The 17,187-nt window shown below is 55.7% G+C and carries 6 protein-coding genes; 1 reads left to right on the forward strand and 5 read right to left on the reverse strand.

Annotated elements, in window-relative coordinates; translation table 11 throughout:
• Positions 1 to 23 precede the first annotated feature (23 nt).
• The 4 genes from IE099_RS00335 to IE099_RS00350 form a co-directional block, all read right to left on the reverse strand.
• Positions 24 to 4,880, reverse strand: coding sequence for a glycosyl hydrolase 115 family protein (locus tag IE099_RS00335; RefSeq protein ID WP_189566227.1), 4,857 nt, complete (start codon positions 4,878 to 4,880; stop codon positions 24 to 26).
• Between the two features lie 153 nt (positions 4,881 to 5,033).
• Positions 5,034 to 10,040 carry a glycosyl hydrolase 115 family protein gene (locus IE099_RS00340; protein ID WP_189566229.1) on the reverse strand — a complete coding sequence of 1,669 codons (5,007 nt, stop codon included), beginning with the start codon at positions 10,038 to 10,040 and terminating at the stop codon, positions 5,034 to 5,036.
• An 85-nt stretch (positions 10,041 to 10,125) separates the two neighbouring features.
• Entirely contained in the window at positions 10,126 to 12,381 is a 2,256-nt protein-coding gene (locus tag IE099_RS00345; protein ID WP_189566231.1) for a hypothetical protein, read from the reverse strand.
• Positions 12,382 to 12,472: 91 nt separating this feature from the next.
• Positions 12,473 to 13,201 carry a PEP-CTERM sorting domain-containing protein gene (locus IE099_RS00350; RefSeq protein ID WP_189566233.1) on the reverse strand — a complete coding sequence of 243 codons (729 nt, stop codon included), beginning with the start codon at positions 13,199 to 13,201 and terminating at the stop codon, positions 12,473 to 12,475.
• 122 nt (positions 13,202 to 13,323) lie between these two features.
• Here IE099_RS00350 and IE099_RS00355 point away from each other — a divergent pair, with 122 nt between their 5' ends.
• Complete coding sequence (locus IE099_RS00355) at positions 13,324 to 14,520, forward strand: AraC family transcriptional regulator (RefSeq protein WP_189566235.1); 1,197 nt, start codon at positions 13,324 to 13,326, stop codon at positions 14,518 to 14,520.
• Positions 14,521 to 14,688: 168 nt separating this feature from the next.
• On the opposite strand, the gene IE099_RS00360 is transcribed toward IE099_RS00355, so the two are convergent.
• Positions 14,689 to 17,118, reverse strand: a complete 2,430-nt coding sequence (locus IE099_RS00360) for a protein kinase domain-containing protein (RefSeq protein WP_189566237.1) — start codon at positions 17,116 to 17,118, stop codon at positions 14,689 to 14,691.
• Between the last annotated feature and the right edge of the window lie 69 nt (positions 17,119 to 17,187).

Raw genomic sequence — 17,187 nt, forward strand, 5'->3', positions numbered from 1 at the left:
AAGAACCTAATCCGGCAATTTTCTCAGTCGGGACGAACAACCTGCAGTTGCAAGAAGCGGGTCGGACTGGCTGCCACGCTCTGGACATCGAAAACCGTTTCCTCAAAGGTTAAGAGTTCCCCTCCCGCATAAGGATTACTTTCGCTCGACCAAATTTCAGTCTCGGGAGGCAAAGTGTTGCCGGCCATCACTCGATAAACCACATCCGTTGCGACCTTTGCCCGATCAAATTTCAAGGTAAAGAAGTCGCCCACCCATTCCGAAGAAACGGGACTCGCGCTTGCCAAGGTCGGATAACTTCCAGTGGCGTATTCCAACAGATTGGGAATTCCGTCGAAATCCGGATCAGCGTAATCCGAGGCGTCAGCTTCGTCATTGGGATTTCCAAAGTAGACGCTGCGCCAGTTTCGAAGAGGTAAACCGCTCACGGAATTCACTCGCTCGAATTTGAGATAATCGAGCAAGATCCAATAGTTGGTCGCAGCGGAGTTTTTCCCCACCACCGTGAATCGAAGATACTTGGTTCCATCGAAGTTGAAACTCACCGGTACAGACTCAAGTTCGACGTAAACCCCATTGCGATCATACAGATCGAACTCACCGCCAATGTTCTGATAGGGACCCGAAGGATTTTCGGCAATTGCCATCTGAATGATTCCCCGACTCGTCCATCGTTTCACATTCACGGTTAACTCGTAATCCCCGGCTTGCATTTCGGGGAGACGCAAGATGGCAAAGTCATTCACGGAAGTTGATTGGATATGAAGTCCTCCCCCTTCACTCGCGGGTCCATCTGAGAACTCGACGACAGAACGATTCGAATTGTGAACTTCCAAGTCTTCCGCCTCGAATGTTCCCGAAGCAATCTCCATCGTCAGTTTGTCCAAAACCACTCCCGCGTCGACCATCCAGATTCGAACAGCCTGCATTCCTGGTTCGGCGATGTTGTGTTTGGAAACTCCAATCGATGCCGCTCGCAAAGTGTTGGCATTCCAAGCCGAGGAATACTCCACGGCATTCACATCGATGATCTGCGGTTCATCTCCATTGAGAGAAATGGCATAGCGCAATCCCGGATGGTCGGAGGTGATGCGGTGCGTGGGCAAACACTGGGTCGAGATTTTAACAGGACCGGAACCAAAGGTATAAAACCGATAGGTCAGTGACGGGGTATCATCCGGCAGATTATTTGGATTGAGGCTATCCACCGTGACCGGCTGAATCGTCATGCCGTCCTCCGAAGCGGTCGCCTGATCGACCAATCGCCAACCAACCCCATCCGATGAATCGTCGCGTTCCGCAAAGTCTTCCGCTTCGATTTCCACGAGACCATTGTTCTCCACATGTTCGGGTAAATCGATTAGGTTCAGATCGAGAGGATAGAAGGCGCGAACATTCACCTGATATTGTCCCCCTAAACCACTGATCGTGATTTTACCCGGGACGGCATGACCGCGGGGGGCCTTCTTCCAATCGATCCGCACCCAGATCCGAGCATCTTCGCTTCCTTGGGACCCGCTCAAATTGATCCATGGGACACTAGTGGTCGCAGTCCAGTTCATGGTTCCGCTTTTCCGGTTGAATACATCGATGAAGTAACTCGGGTCGCTCGGCCTATTGAACATCGGCAACTCACCTGGCATGCCTGCCTCAAGTGGTTCCCGCGAGCCCTCAACGACCACTCCGAGGGAGCTTCCACCCGCAGCGTTGAAGCTTCCCACCTCAGGCATGATGAACGCGTTCTGAGTCTCGCGCGCCCAACCGGGGAGTTGCGAAATGGGCATGGGATCGATCATCAGGTTCCACTTCCCGTCTGCGTTCACTTCGTTGTAGAACTGATTCTCGGCCAACAGGGCGTCGTGAGCCGCTTCGGCTTCTGCTGCCACCGCGTTGGTCGATGCTCTCCCCTGTTCTTCCCACAGGCGGCTGCGCTCGGCGAGTATCACGCGACGATTCACCAGGTTGGAACCTCTCACCGGGTAGAGCACCATTTCGTAGAAAGCCGATTTCTGTTCCGCGGGCAACTGCTGATAGATCGCGTTGGCTTGCTCAGTCATGGTAGCAAAGTCATCCAAGCGCTTCTGCCCTTCATCCCCGTTGTCCACGAGGCTGAATCCACTGTTAGAGCGGTTGAGATGTTCGGGTCGCTTCGTGATATTAAGTCGGAAATACTCTTCGAGCACATCGGCAATCCCCTCCGCTTGCGCTGGAGAGAAAGTTCGGGAAGCCCATTGCTCAAAGAAAACCCGCTGATCAAAGTTCCGGAACCCTTCCGGATTGCGCGCCATGCGAAGGAAGAAATCTGTTCCCAGTTCGTGGGGCTTCAAATCACCCACATTGACCAACCAGATTTTATCAGCCTCGAAGTCCCAGGCCTTGATCATCTCCGAACAGGTCATCCCCGGCGGAGTGCTGTATAACCAGAGATAACTGGTGGGAACTCCCCAGTAGGACAAGTGATAGTAGACTCCCGAGCCACCTGAACGAGCTCTCTCCGCATCTGTGGAAAGCTGCCGGATGTATCCGTGATTGTCGTCCGGCCAGAGCATGGTCACATCATCAGGCAACTCGAGCCCAGCTTGATATTGGACCAAGGTCTCTTTGTAGGGGATAAAGATTTGCGGAATCTCGGAAGCGTCAGCATTGACGTGGTCCGTGATCATTTGCCGCTGGTCGGGAATGATCTCGTTTTGGATTTTACGCGCTTTTTCCCGATTGCTGGTTCCCGAGGGGGCGAGCATCCCAGCATCGTCGCGACCTCTCATCCCCATGGTGTAGATATTCTCGTAGTCAGCTGTCTCAGCAACCCGCTGCTCCCAAAACTGCGCGATATTCTCGCGATTAGTCCAATAGTTGTAGGGGCCCAAGTCCCCCTCATCGTATTCGTAGCTGTTACGAAGCATGGGCTCATGATGGGAGGTGCTAATGACAATCGCATAGTCGTCCGCCATCTCCTTGTTTCCCGGCACTTCATAGAATGGAGTGGTTTCAACTGGGAAGTGATGCATCGCTGGCCAGATCAAATTGCTGTGCAGACGAAGCAGCAGCTCGAAGATCGTCGCGTAGGTCTTGGGTCCGATATTTCCAACCTCCGGTTCAAAGGTATTTGCAGCCCAAGGCTGTAGTCCCCAGTCTTCATCATTGAGGAAGATGCCACGATACTTGACCCCAGGAGAATGCTGAACATGGCTCCCCGCGATGTGGATGGCTGACCGCGATGGAGTCGGAACATTTGCCCACCAATACCACGGCGAAACGCCCATCGATTCCGAGAGAGCAAAGACTCCGAACGCGGTGCCCCGCCGGTCGCTTCCAGCAATGACAAGCGCGCGTGCCACGCCTGGCAGTGGGTTTTCGACCACAGTAGCCAGATACGCCTCCCACTTTCCCTCAATTTCGGAAGGGTCAATTTTCCCCGAAGAATGCAGCGAATCAATCAGGGGACTTGAACCAAGAGTGCCAACCAGAATGACTTCCCGATCGCTCGGGGTCGCGGTGGAAACTTCAGGTGCTAGTCCCGTAACTCGCTCGACATCGTCCCCCAAAGCTTCTGCCGCAATCTGAACCACCGCGGCATCTTCCAAGCTGTAATGAATGGTCGCCGTCTGTCCACCTCCCGCAATCTTGAGGGACCCGGATGTCGCGTTCTCGGTCACGGGCATGAACGGGATCGCATAGTAGTCAGGATCCGAAGAGGGAGTGACCGCGGTCCCGTCATAGGGAACCCATTTGCGGGTGGAGCGATAGTTGGAGACGAGTTCCGGCTCATCCCCCACATTGATGGACCCCGAGCCCGTGATTCGACCACCGGAGTTCGCAGCGCTATACACCCCCTCGTCCTGCTCCACCCCATCGAAGTAGAGAGTCGCTATTGTATCGGTCTCGCCATGGGTTAAATGGAGAGAGGCTCCGGTGGTAACGGAGACCTCGGATTCATTTCCCAAGCTAGGCTCCGACAATTCGACGACTCCCTCCGCCACCAAAATTCGACAACCGTGGTCCGCTTCCCCCGAAAGGCGAAGTGTCCCCGCTCCGACCTTTTTCAAAACTCCGGGACCATCCAAAACGCCGTTGAAAGTGGAACTCGCCCCCGTTCCTCCTACTTCGAGCACGATTTCGGAGTCGGTCGTATCCCCGAGCACCAGGGTGGCGTCTCCCTCCAAGGCCGCGATTTGAAAAGGCTCCGTATTGACTGAGGCCGCAAACGACACTGGAGGCACACTGGTGGAATTGGTCGTGGTAAGATTCAGGGTCGCAAAGCGCAATGCCTCGGGATGAGCCAACTGCAAGCCCCCTCGAGTGGAATTGACGGGTCTGCCAGCCACTGTAACGTGCCCGTCGAAGCTGTTGGTGGCCGATAGCCGAATTGTTCCAGCAGCATTGCTGATTGCCGCGGTAGGCACGTCCAGTCCTTCCAGACTTGCCGCCCCCCAAGTTCCACCGATCTGAATTTCCCCACTCCCGGAAATGGAAGCAAGGATGTCCAAAGTCTCGCCTCCGGTGCCGGGCTGCGATGAACCTTCGGCGGTGAGGTAGCCTTTAAACTCGGGAAGGACCGTTATCGCTCCCGCGAGGTTGTTCGTGATCGTTCCGTTCCCCACCCCCATATCGATCAGACCACCATCCAAAATAAGATTCCCAACCGTCAGGGTCGAGTCATCGGTCCCCTTGAGAAGAAGCCTTCCAATCGAGTTGGAACTCCGGCCGATAGTGAGTAAGTCCCCCGCGAAAGTGTGTGCCGAGCCAGATGAAGGAGTGCGAAGGAGATAAGCCTTATTGAAATAGGTATTTCCCGATTGAGGAGCAAGCCCATCACTCCAACGGTTCAAATCACCGTTGAAAGAAGTGGTTCCCCCGTTACTGGTATCGCTCGCAGTCATCGCAACTTCAGCGGCAACGATCGGTATCGGTGTAAGCCCGAGTAATAAAAGAATCCTAAGACGAAATGGGATCATGGTAATTTGAGAATTGAATTTAAGTGCTAAAAGGTTGTTCGGCGGCGGTGACATATCCAACAAAAAGGCCATTTCTTCTCAATCGACCTGAATCTTGAAGAAGTTCTGAAACTCACTGATCGGGATTTGATAAGAGAGCCGTTCTGGATTTCCATTTTGCCCCAGTCCGGCGAGGAGACTCCCAACAGGAAACCAATCACCAGACTGCAAGGTCGCGCTTTCGTAAAGTTGATAGAAATGGCCTCGGTAGGAAGGGACCTCGAAACGAAAGTCGCCTTCCGAAACTTGGAGGTTCTCCACACGGATGTCTTCCCGCATCAGCACATTGCCCAATTGCGAGACGCTGCCCGACTGAGCTCCCGACCAAGTGAGGAGATCCAGAAAGCCAAAGTTTGCGAGATTGCCACCAATATTGAGCTCGCTATCGCCAATCACCCGCACTGTTCCGTAGTTCCAGAGGTCACCCAACAAATGCAGATCGGCGTCGCGAACTTCCAGCGTGCCATAGTTGACAATCCTGCGGAAGCGGTCGGCGGACGAGACCGAAAGAGTTTCCTCCTCACCGATCACACTCACCGCGTCGATTTCAGCCGAGGTTTCCCGCGGGCCATTATAACTGTAGGGAATCGTCGAGGTGCTCAAGACCAGCCGATCCAAGACCAGCCCCGGATCCACCATCCAAACCTTCAAAGTGTGCACCCCGGCTGTCGAGATGGTATGGAGTGACTGACCCGCAATCTTTTTCTGAAGAACTGAGCGCGACCAATCGCTCCCTGATCCCGATTGCGAAGACAGGGAAACAATCGTTGGTTCGGCTTCATCGATAGACACTGCGAAACGGCGACCCCGTTCGTTGTTCAAAGACAGAGCAGGGAGAAAGTCTGCGATCACCTTCACCTCACCCAGATTCCTCAAGTAGAAACGATATTCCAACGACGGCGAGCTCGCGAGAATTTCCGGAGGGCTCTCCAAACTAGGCGTATCCGTCGGCGAGATGATCATCGCACCTTCCCCCCGACCCAAGTCAGGCAGAAACTGCCACTGGGCCGGAGCTCCAGGTCGAGTGGCAGACGCGTGCTCCGCCTCCATTACGACCACCCCGTTTTCCTCAATGAAATCAGCCGCCGGCAACGGCATCGGATTCCAGACGTTGAGAGGAACCTCGATCGACTCCGTCCCCTGCTCAATCTTCACTGTCCCCTGCAACTCCTCTTCAGCGGGCAAGGCATCCCAATCGATTGCGACTGTCAGCCGGTCGTCGCTTTCCAATTGACCGGAAGTTTTCGAAAGCTGAACCCACGGGTGACTGACGGATGCACTCCAAGCGACCGAATCCAAATTGGTATTGATGAGGTCGATAAAGAATGACCGCTTCGTCATGGAATTGAATTCGGGCAATCGAAAGTCAGCCAAAAGATCATCTTCTCCCAATTCGCCATTCTCCGACGAGTTCTCAATGACGATTGCAGCGAAGGCAGCTCCGTCCTCCCGCTCATGCACCACGAGAGAATGCGCTCCAGCCTCCAGCTCGACACTCTTCCAAGTTCGCCAACGCCACCCTGTCGGATTACCGACTCCCAGATTGTTCCATTCTTCCGGAGGAGAGCCGTTCAGGGAAAGATACCAAGAGTCATCATTGGGAGAAGGCGTCCTCACCTGAAACCGAATCGAATACGTGCCGCTCTCTGCAATCTCGAAGTGATAGCTGGCACGTCCACCGGCCCCCGCTGGAGCGGCTCCTCCCGTGCCCGGGGTCCAGAGGCAACGCTGACCATCCAAAGTCGCCTCCTGCATTGGGCTCACGACCTCCGCATCATCAACCGCATGAAGTGAAGTCGAGAAACTCGCCACCGAACCACCGATGAATTTCGGCTCCAATCGCCCTTCCACCGCCACGCCCAAACCTAGCGACTGAGCCCCTGGATCTTGAGGCTGATCAGGCAGATTGAAGACCGACAGATTTCGAGGCTTCCAGTCCATCATCTCGTTCCATTTTCCAGCGGAGAGACTTTGATTGTAAAAATCGGTCTCGTCTTGAATCTCCTGGAAAGCAGCCTCCGCAGCAGCTGAGTCAGCGGCAACAGTCTTTCTCTTCTGCGCCACTCCCCGGTGTGCCCGCGCGGTGTGCAGGAACTTGCGGTTCATCGCGTCAGAACCCAGCACGGGATAAACGACCAACTGATAGAACGCATCCCTTTGGCCGGCAGGAAGAGCTTGATAGATGGCCCCCGCACGCTCGGACAACAGCCTGAACTCCTCCAAGCGGTCTCCAGCCTCATCCCCATGGTGCACTTGGCTAAAGAGTGGGTAGTGGCTACCGGACGCCGGAGCGGGTGCACCGGGATCGTCGTTTCGCCAATCCATGTGCTCGGGGAGGCGGGCGTGATTCAGCCGAAAATAGTCATTCATCACCGAGGCAATGGCATCCGCAGCGTTGGCACCGAACTCGCGGGCAGCCCATTCCTTCAGGAAAGCCTGCTGACAATCCAGCCCATACGAATTCACGTTCCAAGCCAACCGCAGTGAGAACTCCATCGGCAATTCCATGGGCTTGATGTCTCCCACGTTGAAGATCCAGACCCGGCGGCAACGGTTCTCATACGCCTTCATCATTTCCTCCCAAATCAAGGATGGCGGTATGGAAGCCAGCCACAGGTAATCAGCAGGCGCTCCCCAATAGGACAGATGATAGTAGACTCCCCCGCCTCCCGAGCGTTCCTGCTCAGCCGGATTGGAGAGACGGCGGATGTAACCATGATTGTCATCCGGCCAAATCAGCGTGACGTCCTCCGGCACATCGACCAAGCCACTGTCGTAGATGCTCAAGACCTCCTTGTAGGGCACGAAGATTTGTGGGACGTGGGCTGGATTTGGGTTCACCCGATTTGCCAGAATCTGTCTCTGGTCGGCAAAGATCGTATTCAGCCAAGAAGCTTTCTCAGCAGTGCCAGAGCCCTCCACCATTCCGGAGTCATGGATCCCTCGCTTCCCTACCGTATAGATGGAGTCGAAACCCGCAGTCGCTTGCGCGCGCCGGTCCCAGTAGTCCACGATGGCCGCTTTGTTTTGGGCATAGTTCCAGTTGCTGGAATACCCGTTCTCGGAAGTGAAGCGGCTCCACTCGTCGACATTATTGCATAGCATCGGCTCGGCATGAGAACTCCCCATCACGATGGCGTAGTCATCAGCAACCACCTTGTTCTCCTCATAGAAATGAAAAGCCCGCGTGCTCGGGTGCATCCCGGGCCAGCAGTAGTTCGAGCGCAGACGCAGCAGCAACTCGAATATCTTGGCGTAGGTCTTGGGACCGATGTCCTTTACCTCATCCGGTCCAGCTTCATAGGTTTTCTCCGCCCATTCCTGCAAGCCCCAGTCCTCGTCGTTGATGAAGATACCCCGGAAGCGAACACTCGGCGGAAGGGAATTCAGGGGAAGGCCCCCGATGTGAATCTCCTCCCTCGCTGGAGGAGGAACGTCAGCCCACCATGTCCAAGGCGACACGCCCAGGCATTCGGAAAGAGCTCCCAGACCGTAAGCCGTGCCACGACGGTCGCTTCCTGCCACAACCAAAGCTTCGGAAACCCCGGGAAAGGGATTGGCAACGAGCTCCAAGCGATAGCTCTCCCAACTGCCCAGAATCCCCGACACATCCAATTTACCCTCGTCGATCAACTGATCGACAAAGGCACTTTCTCCGATGGTCCCAGCGAGTAGAATCGGCCCGCTGAGCCCTTCCAGAGAATTTTGCCTCAAAGGCCTTGTTCCGGAAATCGCTTCCAAATCGTCGGCTAGCAGAGTTGCCGCGATTCCGACGACCTTTACGTCACCATCGTCGTAGACGAGAGTCACGGCTCCAGCATCACTGACAAGAGCAAAGCCCCCTTCGCCGCCCGGCACCACCGTAGGCAAGGAGCGCGGGTTGTCCGTTGCCAGAGTAGGAGTCTCCTCCTCCAAGGTCGGATCACTCCCCGCTGACACTTCCACCCCGTCACCAAAGCCATCCAAATCGCTATCCGGAGCCGTCGCGTCCGTCGTCCCGGCCAACTCGATTCCGTCGTTGAGACCATCGCCATCGGTATCGGGATTCGCCGCATTCGTCCTAGCCGCAAACTCATCAGCATCAGAGACCCCATCTTGGTCAAAGTCTGAGGTAGCAGGAGAATCCAGCGGCCCCAAGACATCAGCAAGGTCGACCACTTGGTCCTCAGGATCCAGGTCGATGAGCCTTTGCTCGAATTCATCCGGCAAGCCGTCCCCATCGCTATCGCCTGGGTGGTGACCATCACCAACCACAAGCACCCCTCCTCCATCCCGATAATTAGCTCCCAGAGCGCTCAGGCTATTGCCGGAATAGGTGCCAGAGGGAACAACCCCATTGACTGAATCAATCAAAGCCCCATCCGAAAAGACCAAGGTCTGATCAACGAGGAGAATCGACGAGCCCACCAACTCGATGGTCCCAGAAATATCAATATCAGATCCAAAGTCCAAGATAAGGCCCTCCGTCACTGAAAGCTTGCCCGTAAACCCTGCCTCGTCGACGGAGGTGAAAACAATTGTGCGGTCTACGCTGAGCCCCGCATTCTCGTAGGCAATGAAAAGGTCGCCAGGGCCAGTCAGCGTGCCATCGATTGTCGAAATGTCAGCCGACGCTGCCACATCCAAGACCGAGCCCGAAGCCGAGGTGACCTCAAATTTGTCGACCTTCAGGGTCGCACTGTGACCAGAACCATCGGGAGCAAACGAAACCCTCCCCCCGTCGATGATGAGGTCCCCGCTACCCGACCGAATGGAAGCCACTTCACCATCGCTTTGTTTGATAAGAAACCGGGTGTCAGCCACCACCCTCACGGATGTTCCAGGGAAGTTCGCACTGCCATTGGCGGTGGTGCCCGCTGGTGAAGTCCGGACCAAATCTCCAGTCACACCACTCGCAGTCACGTATTGCTGACCAGCGACTGGTTCTTCCGCAGGCGATCCCCAAACGGCATTGAGCCAGCTCTGATTCCCAATCGTCAGAGCCAATTCATCCGCGGGACTGGCAAGAAGCAGTCCGGTCCAAACAAGTGCCGGGAGAAATTTCAAATGGTGAGCCGTTCGTTTTGAGTTGTGAGAAAAGAGCCCCAAATTGGGGCTCTTGAAGAATTCGCCATGCTTAAACAACTATCAGTTATTGCTCCTCCAAGCGGTAGAAGGCGCGAGAGCTCACTTCTTCAGCCAAGGGGTTGAAGTCAATAAAGGTGAAGGTCTCGGTAGTCGGCTGAAAAGTATCGACAATATCCGCGAAATTGACGAGGTCGGTTCCCCTTTTTAAGTCATAGGTAGCCGAAGCCTTGAGTCCCGAGAAGGTGACCTCAATGGTGCCTTCTTCTGTAAACACCAAGCTTTCAAACACAGGGTCGACCGATGGATCGCCCGCATCCAGAGGATCGGTTCCATTGGCAATCTCCACGTCATCATCGATGCCGTCACCGTCCGTATCAGCGAGGGAAGGATCGGTTTGGAAGCCAAACTCCTGCAAATTCGACAAACTGTCGCTGTCGGGGTCACCTGCAGAATCATTAATGGTTAGATCCAAGCCATACAAAAGCTCCCAGTCGTCCGGCAAACCGTCATCATCTTGATCGAAGTCGACCAAACGGGCTCCGACATTATCAAAGGCCACGTTCCGAGCAGTTGTGGCGTTTACCAAAACCTTTCGGACTTCGAAGCCGAGCCTCACCATACGCGTTCCCGCTGGCGGGTAGGCCTGCTGGACGGCGGAAATCCAATTCGACCCCATATTGACTCCAGTCTGGAATGTGAACGACCTCCCCAAATCCGCTCCCGAAGCATCGAGGAAGTTCATGGTGACGAATCCTTCATCACTCGCATCAGCATCAAAGAAATCGAAGGTCAGTAGAATCGTTTGGTTGTCCTCATCAATCGCGGCGGCAAGTGACGTCACGTCGATTTCTTGTTGGAAAGACAGGGTCGCATCAATACCGCCCTCATAGGCAGCTGCATCAAGATCCGGATTGGGAGCCCGTCGATCCGCGGTCGCAAATTGGGTTCCCTCACTTGCGCCCGGAGGAGTTCCCGCATCAGCAAAACCAAGAGCATCGGTGACGTAAAAGTCATTGATGACCGCAGTCCACCCCGTGACGGTTCCGCCAGCCATGGAGATTCCTTCGGTGGTCGCGGCAACAGCAGGGTCCTCGAACCCTCCGTTGACCACCCCCAATGCAACACCCGGAAGAGAGCCGCCGTCATTCGGATTCGAGTTGTATCGAATTTCCGTGAGGTCTCCCAGAGCATCGCCATCGCTGTTTGCATTCAGCGGATTGGTGGGGCCAAAGCCATGCGAATTCCCGTCGTTATCGGTTCCCGCGAGTTCCGGACCATCTTCGAGACCGTCGCCATCACTATCTGGATTTGTTGGGCTCGTACCAGCCACGAACTCATCAGCGTCGCTTGAACCATCTTGGTCAAAGTCGGTTGTGGTTGGAGCATCATTGGGTCCAGCAATATCTTCGAAGCCATCCACGTCGTCAGCGAGATCGAAGTTGATGATTTGATTTTCATACAGATCAGGCAATCCATCGCCATCGGTGTCGCCAGGTGTTCCTGTTCCAACGATGATGGTGCCTCCACCGTCCGCGTAATTTGCACCCAGAGAGCTTAACAAACTTCCGCTATAGGTTCCCGAGGGGACTTCACCATTGACGGGATCGTAAAGCTTGCCAGCAGCAAAGGTCAGGGTCTGATCCACGTTCAGGATGGCAGTATCAAACAACTCTACCAGGCCTGCGAAGTTAACATCTGAACCGAAATCCAGAATCAACCCCTCCTGCACGAGGATCTCTCCCGTGAAACCAGTCTCGTCAACTTCAGTAATTGTGACTGTCCGCCCCGCACTGCTTCCTGCATTCTCGTAGTTGACGGTTAAAATGCCGGCTCCCGTGAGGACCCCATCGATCACAGCGTTGACAACCGTGCCGTTGATATCGACAACTCCACCAGTGCCTTCATTCACCACAAATTGATTCACATCCAGGATAGGGCTGTTCGCCCCTGGATTTCCGCCAAAGGAAACCCGTCCTCCATCGACGAACAAATCCCCGGCCCCATTCCGAATCGAAACGGTTTCCGTCCCACCCTGCTTAATCAGAAGACGAGTGCCGGATACCACCGTGAGAGAGTTGCCGGGAAAGTCCGCGCTGCCAGCGCCAGTGGTATTCATCGGCGAGGTTCGCATAATCGCGTTGCCAACAATGGCGGTGAAATAATCGTTCGTATCGGATGGAGCTGTATCATCATCCCACACATTCGCGTTGAGCCAACTTTGGTTGGCCTCGTCCATCGTTACGTCTGCTGCCATGGTCCAGCTCACTCCGCAAAGGAGGAAGATGACAGCGACTTTCGTCTCAAAATTTTTTATATTCATAGGTTTGCTCTTGCAGGGGGGAAGGTCAGGAAAAAAGAAAGCCTGAAGCCGGAATCACGATCCAGCTTCAGACTTCCTAACATGAAAGAATCTAACATTTACGGCGGCGACCGAAGAGGAGCCCGGCTCCACAAAGACCGAGAAGTGCCGTCGATGGTTCCGGAATCGCATCGATGGAACCAGTGAAGTCGTCGAAATGAATATTTCCAGCAGAGCCAGAAGTGCGCACGATCTCCAACTCAATCGACAACGAGCGTGCTCCAGCCGGGACGGCACCAGAAAGATCTTCAAGCACCCACGGAGCGGCGCTATTGCCAGTGGTGGAAGTGGCTGCGATGCCCCCGGTAGTCAAACTCGTACCCAGCGGAGTGGTGCCTGCCACGTCTGAGAAGAACGAGATGGTCACGAAGCCTTCATCGGCAGGATCGTTGTCGGCAAATTGCCAGGTCAGGCCAACAGTCGAAGAGCCGCTATCGATCAAGGCCGCATCGGCACTGATATCCACGACCTGAAACATGGTCTGGGTTCCGCCGCTACCACTGCTACCCGTTCCGGTGACCAATCGGTTGCCCGACAACCAATTGCTCCCGGCAGCCGCACTATCCGGGTCGACAGTGGAATCAGGAGAGCCTGCAGTCGCTACAAAAAATCCGTTTCCGCCAGTGGTGACGACCGTCCAGCCAGTCGCACCAACCGCCGGCGCGGTATCGTCCTCAAAGCTCGGATTGGCAATCACCAGCGCAGCGGCTGAAAGTGAACTTGCAGAAGCAGCAAAAAGCGTAAGCCCGGCAAGGAATTTAATATGGGTTGTTTGTTTCATTATGGTTTTTTTATTCTTCCACGACGTGCTGTTGAAACAGCCGTTGAAGGTTGCTGAACTCCCAAATTACGTTTACTTCCTTGTTGCGCACAAGAGCTAGAAAGCGCATTCTCTGTAAAGTTTTGCGCAAAACCACTCCCTACCGAATCGCCATCCTCTATCCCACCTCAGTCCCGTGGATGGCCCGCTGCCTCGACGGAATCCGCCAGTTCGCCAAGCAACATGGCGATTGGCACTTGTTCACGACCCCGCCCGCTATCCATGGCGTGGGCGAAGGGGCGGTCTCTCTCACCTCGCTCAAAGGCTGGCACGGTCACGGAATCATTCTGGCCTCTAACAATACAAACGAGCTAACCCGCGCACGTCGGATGAAGATTCCCGTCATCAATCTAGCAGGGGGCCTGGAAAGCGGTCACGGTGTCCCCCGGGTCATGGTCGATCACCACGCTGCGGGAAGACTGGCTGCAGAACACCTGATTTCGCGCGGACTCACCAACTTGGCTTTCTTCGGTTGGGAAAATCTTGCCTATTCGGAGAAACGGCAACGCGGATTTGTCGAGCGAGCAGCGGAGTCCGGCTTGGAATGTGAGGTGATGCTGCGGGAGGCAGACAAAGAAAAAGACCTCTCCTGGACGAGGCGAATCGCGGAACCCACCCGCTGGCTCTCATCACTCCCCAAGCCCTGCGGAGTCTTTGCGGTGCACGACTTTCGCGCTCAACTTCTGATGGAAGCTTGTCAAGAAATTGACCTCCTCATCCCGGAAGACATTGCTTTGGTGGGCATGGATAATGACGATATCATTTGCGAGCACTCCATCCCGACCCTGACCAGCATTTCCCGGAGTTCCGTCGAGGTTGGCTATCGCACGGCCGCTCTTTTGGACCAACTGATCCAAGGGAACGAGCCTACGGAGCAGGAGATCCTCGTCCCCCCGGCCAAGGTCTATGCCCGGCAATCCACGGACATGCATTACTGCAGTGACGAGCTTGTCGCCCAAGCCATTGCTTACATGACGAACCGCCTCAACAGGGATTTCGGGATCAGCGATGTGGCCGATGCAGTGAATGTTTCGCGGCGAAAGCTCGAGATGCGCTTTGCCTCCGCACTGGGTTCCTCCCCCCGCTCCTACCTCACCAAACTGCGCGTTCAGCGGGCACAGGCTTTACTGGAATTGGATCCCAAGCGAACCATTCAATCCCTTGTCGCAGACTGTGGTTTTCGCTCCCGCCAAACCTTCTATGAAAGCTTCAAACGCGTGGTGGGTCATCCGCCGGAACGAACGAAAAAGGGTGAATTCATCAGCCCGGAAGATTCTTAAGCTCCCCAGCATCGGCAACCTCCGCCACCATCTTGATAGCGACTTGAACTTCCATTTGGAAAAGCAGAACCCCCAGATCTTCGCGACCGATTATCCCTTCTCTTTTCGCCAGTGAACCCAACTGTTCGATTTAAACACCCCGACTCGTTAGAGAAAACTCAGAAGGCGCTATTTCTTCCTTAGCCTCTCGCACCAGGCCAAGCCCGCGACATATTCCGGCTCTTCAGGGTCGGCGGCCCGCAGGAACTTCCAGGACTCGATGGCATCATCGAGAAACTCGTCGCGCTCCTGCTTCTTCTTCGCTGTTTCGCAAGCTTGCGCGAGGTCCCCGGAGAGATAGCCAATGACGTGGTGAACCTGAATCGCGCTCGGGCGCAATGAACTTTCCTCGAGGAGTCCGCGCATCATTTCGAGCGCTTCTTGGCCGACCGCCAATTCCTCTTCCGGTTTATCGGATTGGCCGAGCACTCCGGAGAGCTGCCACTTCAGGATTCCCAAGCGATAGAGACGCCAACGCTCCTCCGCCGCGTCTTTGCGTGGTTCTTCCAAAAGAGAGAGGCCCGCTTGCAAAGACTCCCGCGCGGCTTCGGTCTGACCATTCTCGCGCTCGCATCCGCCAATCACAGCATGGTGCACGGCAAGGGCTATCTGAACGCGTGAGTGGGCGCTCTCGGGAATCAACTTGAGCGATTCCAGCGAGAGAGCGCGCGCTTTGGCGAGCTCGCCACGGGAATAGTTTTGTTCGGCCAAGCCTTCCGCAGCGATGACGAATTGTTCAGCCAGCTCCTTCTTGATGTTCTCGCTCAACCCCTTTGCACCCAGTTCATTTCGCAGGTCGTTGACCATCTCTTGGCGGAACTCTGCCGCCAATTCCTCGCGCCCCGCGCCTTCGGCCACATCAGCGGCCTCGCGTTGCAACTGGGTACGCCAGAGAGAGATGGTGCCCGGCTCCGAGGAAGGAAGCTTGCCCACTTTGGCCGCCAACTCGGAAAGGAGCCGGAGAGAGCGAGCCTTCTGCCCATTACGCTCCAGGCTACGGACTTCGACCAAGTCGAGAGCAGCCTGCAACCAGGCGGACTGCGGACCATTGACCTTCTTGGCCAAACTACGGGCTAGAGCCAAGTCTTCGCGAGAGGCTTCTTTGCTTCCCGATTCTTTCAGGAGGAGTCGAGTGAGACCGATGCCGCCCAGACGGCTCACCTCATTCGAGACAAAGTCTCGGGCCTCCTCTGGTTCATCGCGGGCGAGGGCGAGGAGGGCACGTTCGGCTTGCCACTGCTCCTGCCACCTTTTGGCAAGGCTCCCCTGGGACTGGGCGAGCTTCTGATAATGCTTGTCGAGGAGATCCAATCGCCCGTCCCTTCCGATGAGAGTGGGTAAACCGTCTCCCCCTTCTGACAAGGCCCAGTCGAGAAGCTTTTCGCGGCTGGTTGCAAGCTCCTTGAGATCGAGCTGGGCTTGCTCGAGCTCGGACTCGGCCACGTCTTTGGCGATAGTGGCTTCTTCGCGCGCGTCGACCGCTTCGCTCTTCGCTTTTTGCGCAGCCGATTTTGCGAGGATTTCCACATCGAGCTTGCTGGCCATCTGATGCTCTCGCACGCCCCAACCAATCCCGGCTCCCGCTCCTGCGGCGAGACTAGCGGCGAGACCCCAGCCCAGACTGCGCTTCCAGCGACGGCCAACGCGCAACTTGCGAGCCACCACTTCCATTTCGGCGGCATGGCGGGCAATCAAGGTCTCGCGCTCCCAGACTTCGCACAGCTCGACCATGTCGCGAAAACGCGCTTCGGGGTCGAGACTCAGGCATCGCTCGATGATCGCCTTGAGCGCTTCGTCGTGCTCTCCCTCCCAAGGACGGATCTCTTCCTTGAGAAGCTCCTCGGCAACCCCGGCGTAGTCGGCCTCGATTCCCTCCTTGTGCAAGACCCCGGGGGCTGGCGCAACGTCTTCGAAACTTTCGTGGCAACGGGGAAACTTGCCCTCCAAGAGCCGATAGGCCAGCACCCCAAAGGAAAAAACATCCCAACGATAGCCCGCCTCCCGATAAAATCCGCTCGGCTCCCGCAATTGCTCGGGCGACATGTAGAGCAAGGCATCGCTAAAGCCCAGAACATCGATTCCAGGCATCCAGCCGAGTCCGTAATCTCCTACGAGGATTCGCCCTTCCTCACTGATGAAAACATTGCCCGGCTTCAAGTTGCCGTGAACGACCTGATGACGATGAAGCGAAGCCAGCGCTTTCGCCAAACACTTCACGACCGCCTGGGCCTCCCCCGTAGCCAGATAGTCGGAGAGCCGGGCTTGCAAATTACGCGGAATCACCTTCTCCTCGACTTCGTCTGCGATCAGGGGCGTAACCTCCATCGCTGGCTTGAGATCAAGCGCTTGCAGCCAGATCGGAATCGGTCCGTGCCCCTCCACCGTCACTCCGTGGAGCCGCCTCCCGACCTCACGCACGAGATCAAGATTCACCGAAAGGGCGTTGAGTGTTCGCACCGCGACCGCATTGCCAACCGGATCCTCCGCAGCCCAGACGCGTCCGCACACTCCTTCGCCAATGAGTTCTCCGATTTGGTAACCAGGAAGAGTGGGTTTCATTTTTGACAGACAACCCGCAGTGAAAGGGGTATGGAAGAATGATCGTAATCGGTAAAGGCGTCAATCCAA

The sequence above is a fragment of the Roseibacillus persicicus genome, from assembly GCF_014651675.1.
GTDB lineage: Bacteria > Verrucomicrobiota > Verrucomicrobiia > Verrucomicrobiales > Akkermansiaceae > Roseibacillus > Roseibacillus persicicus.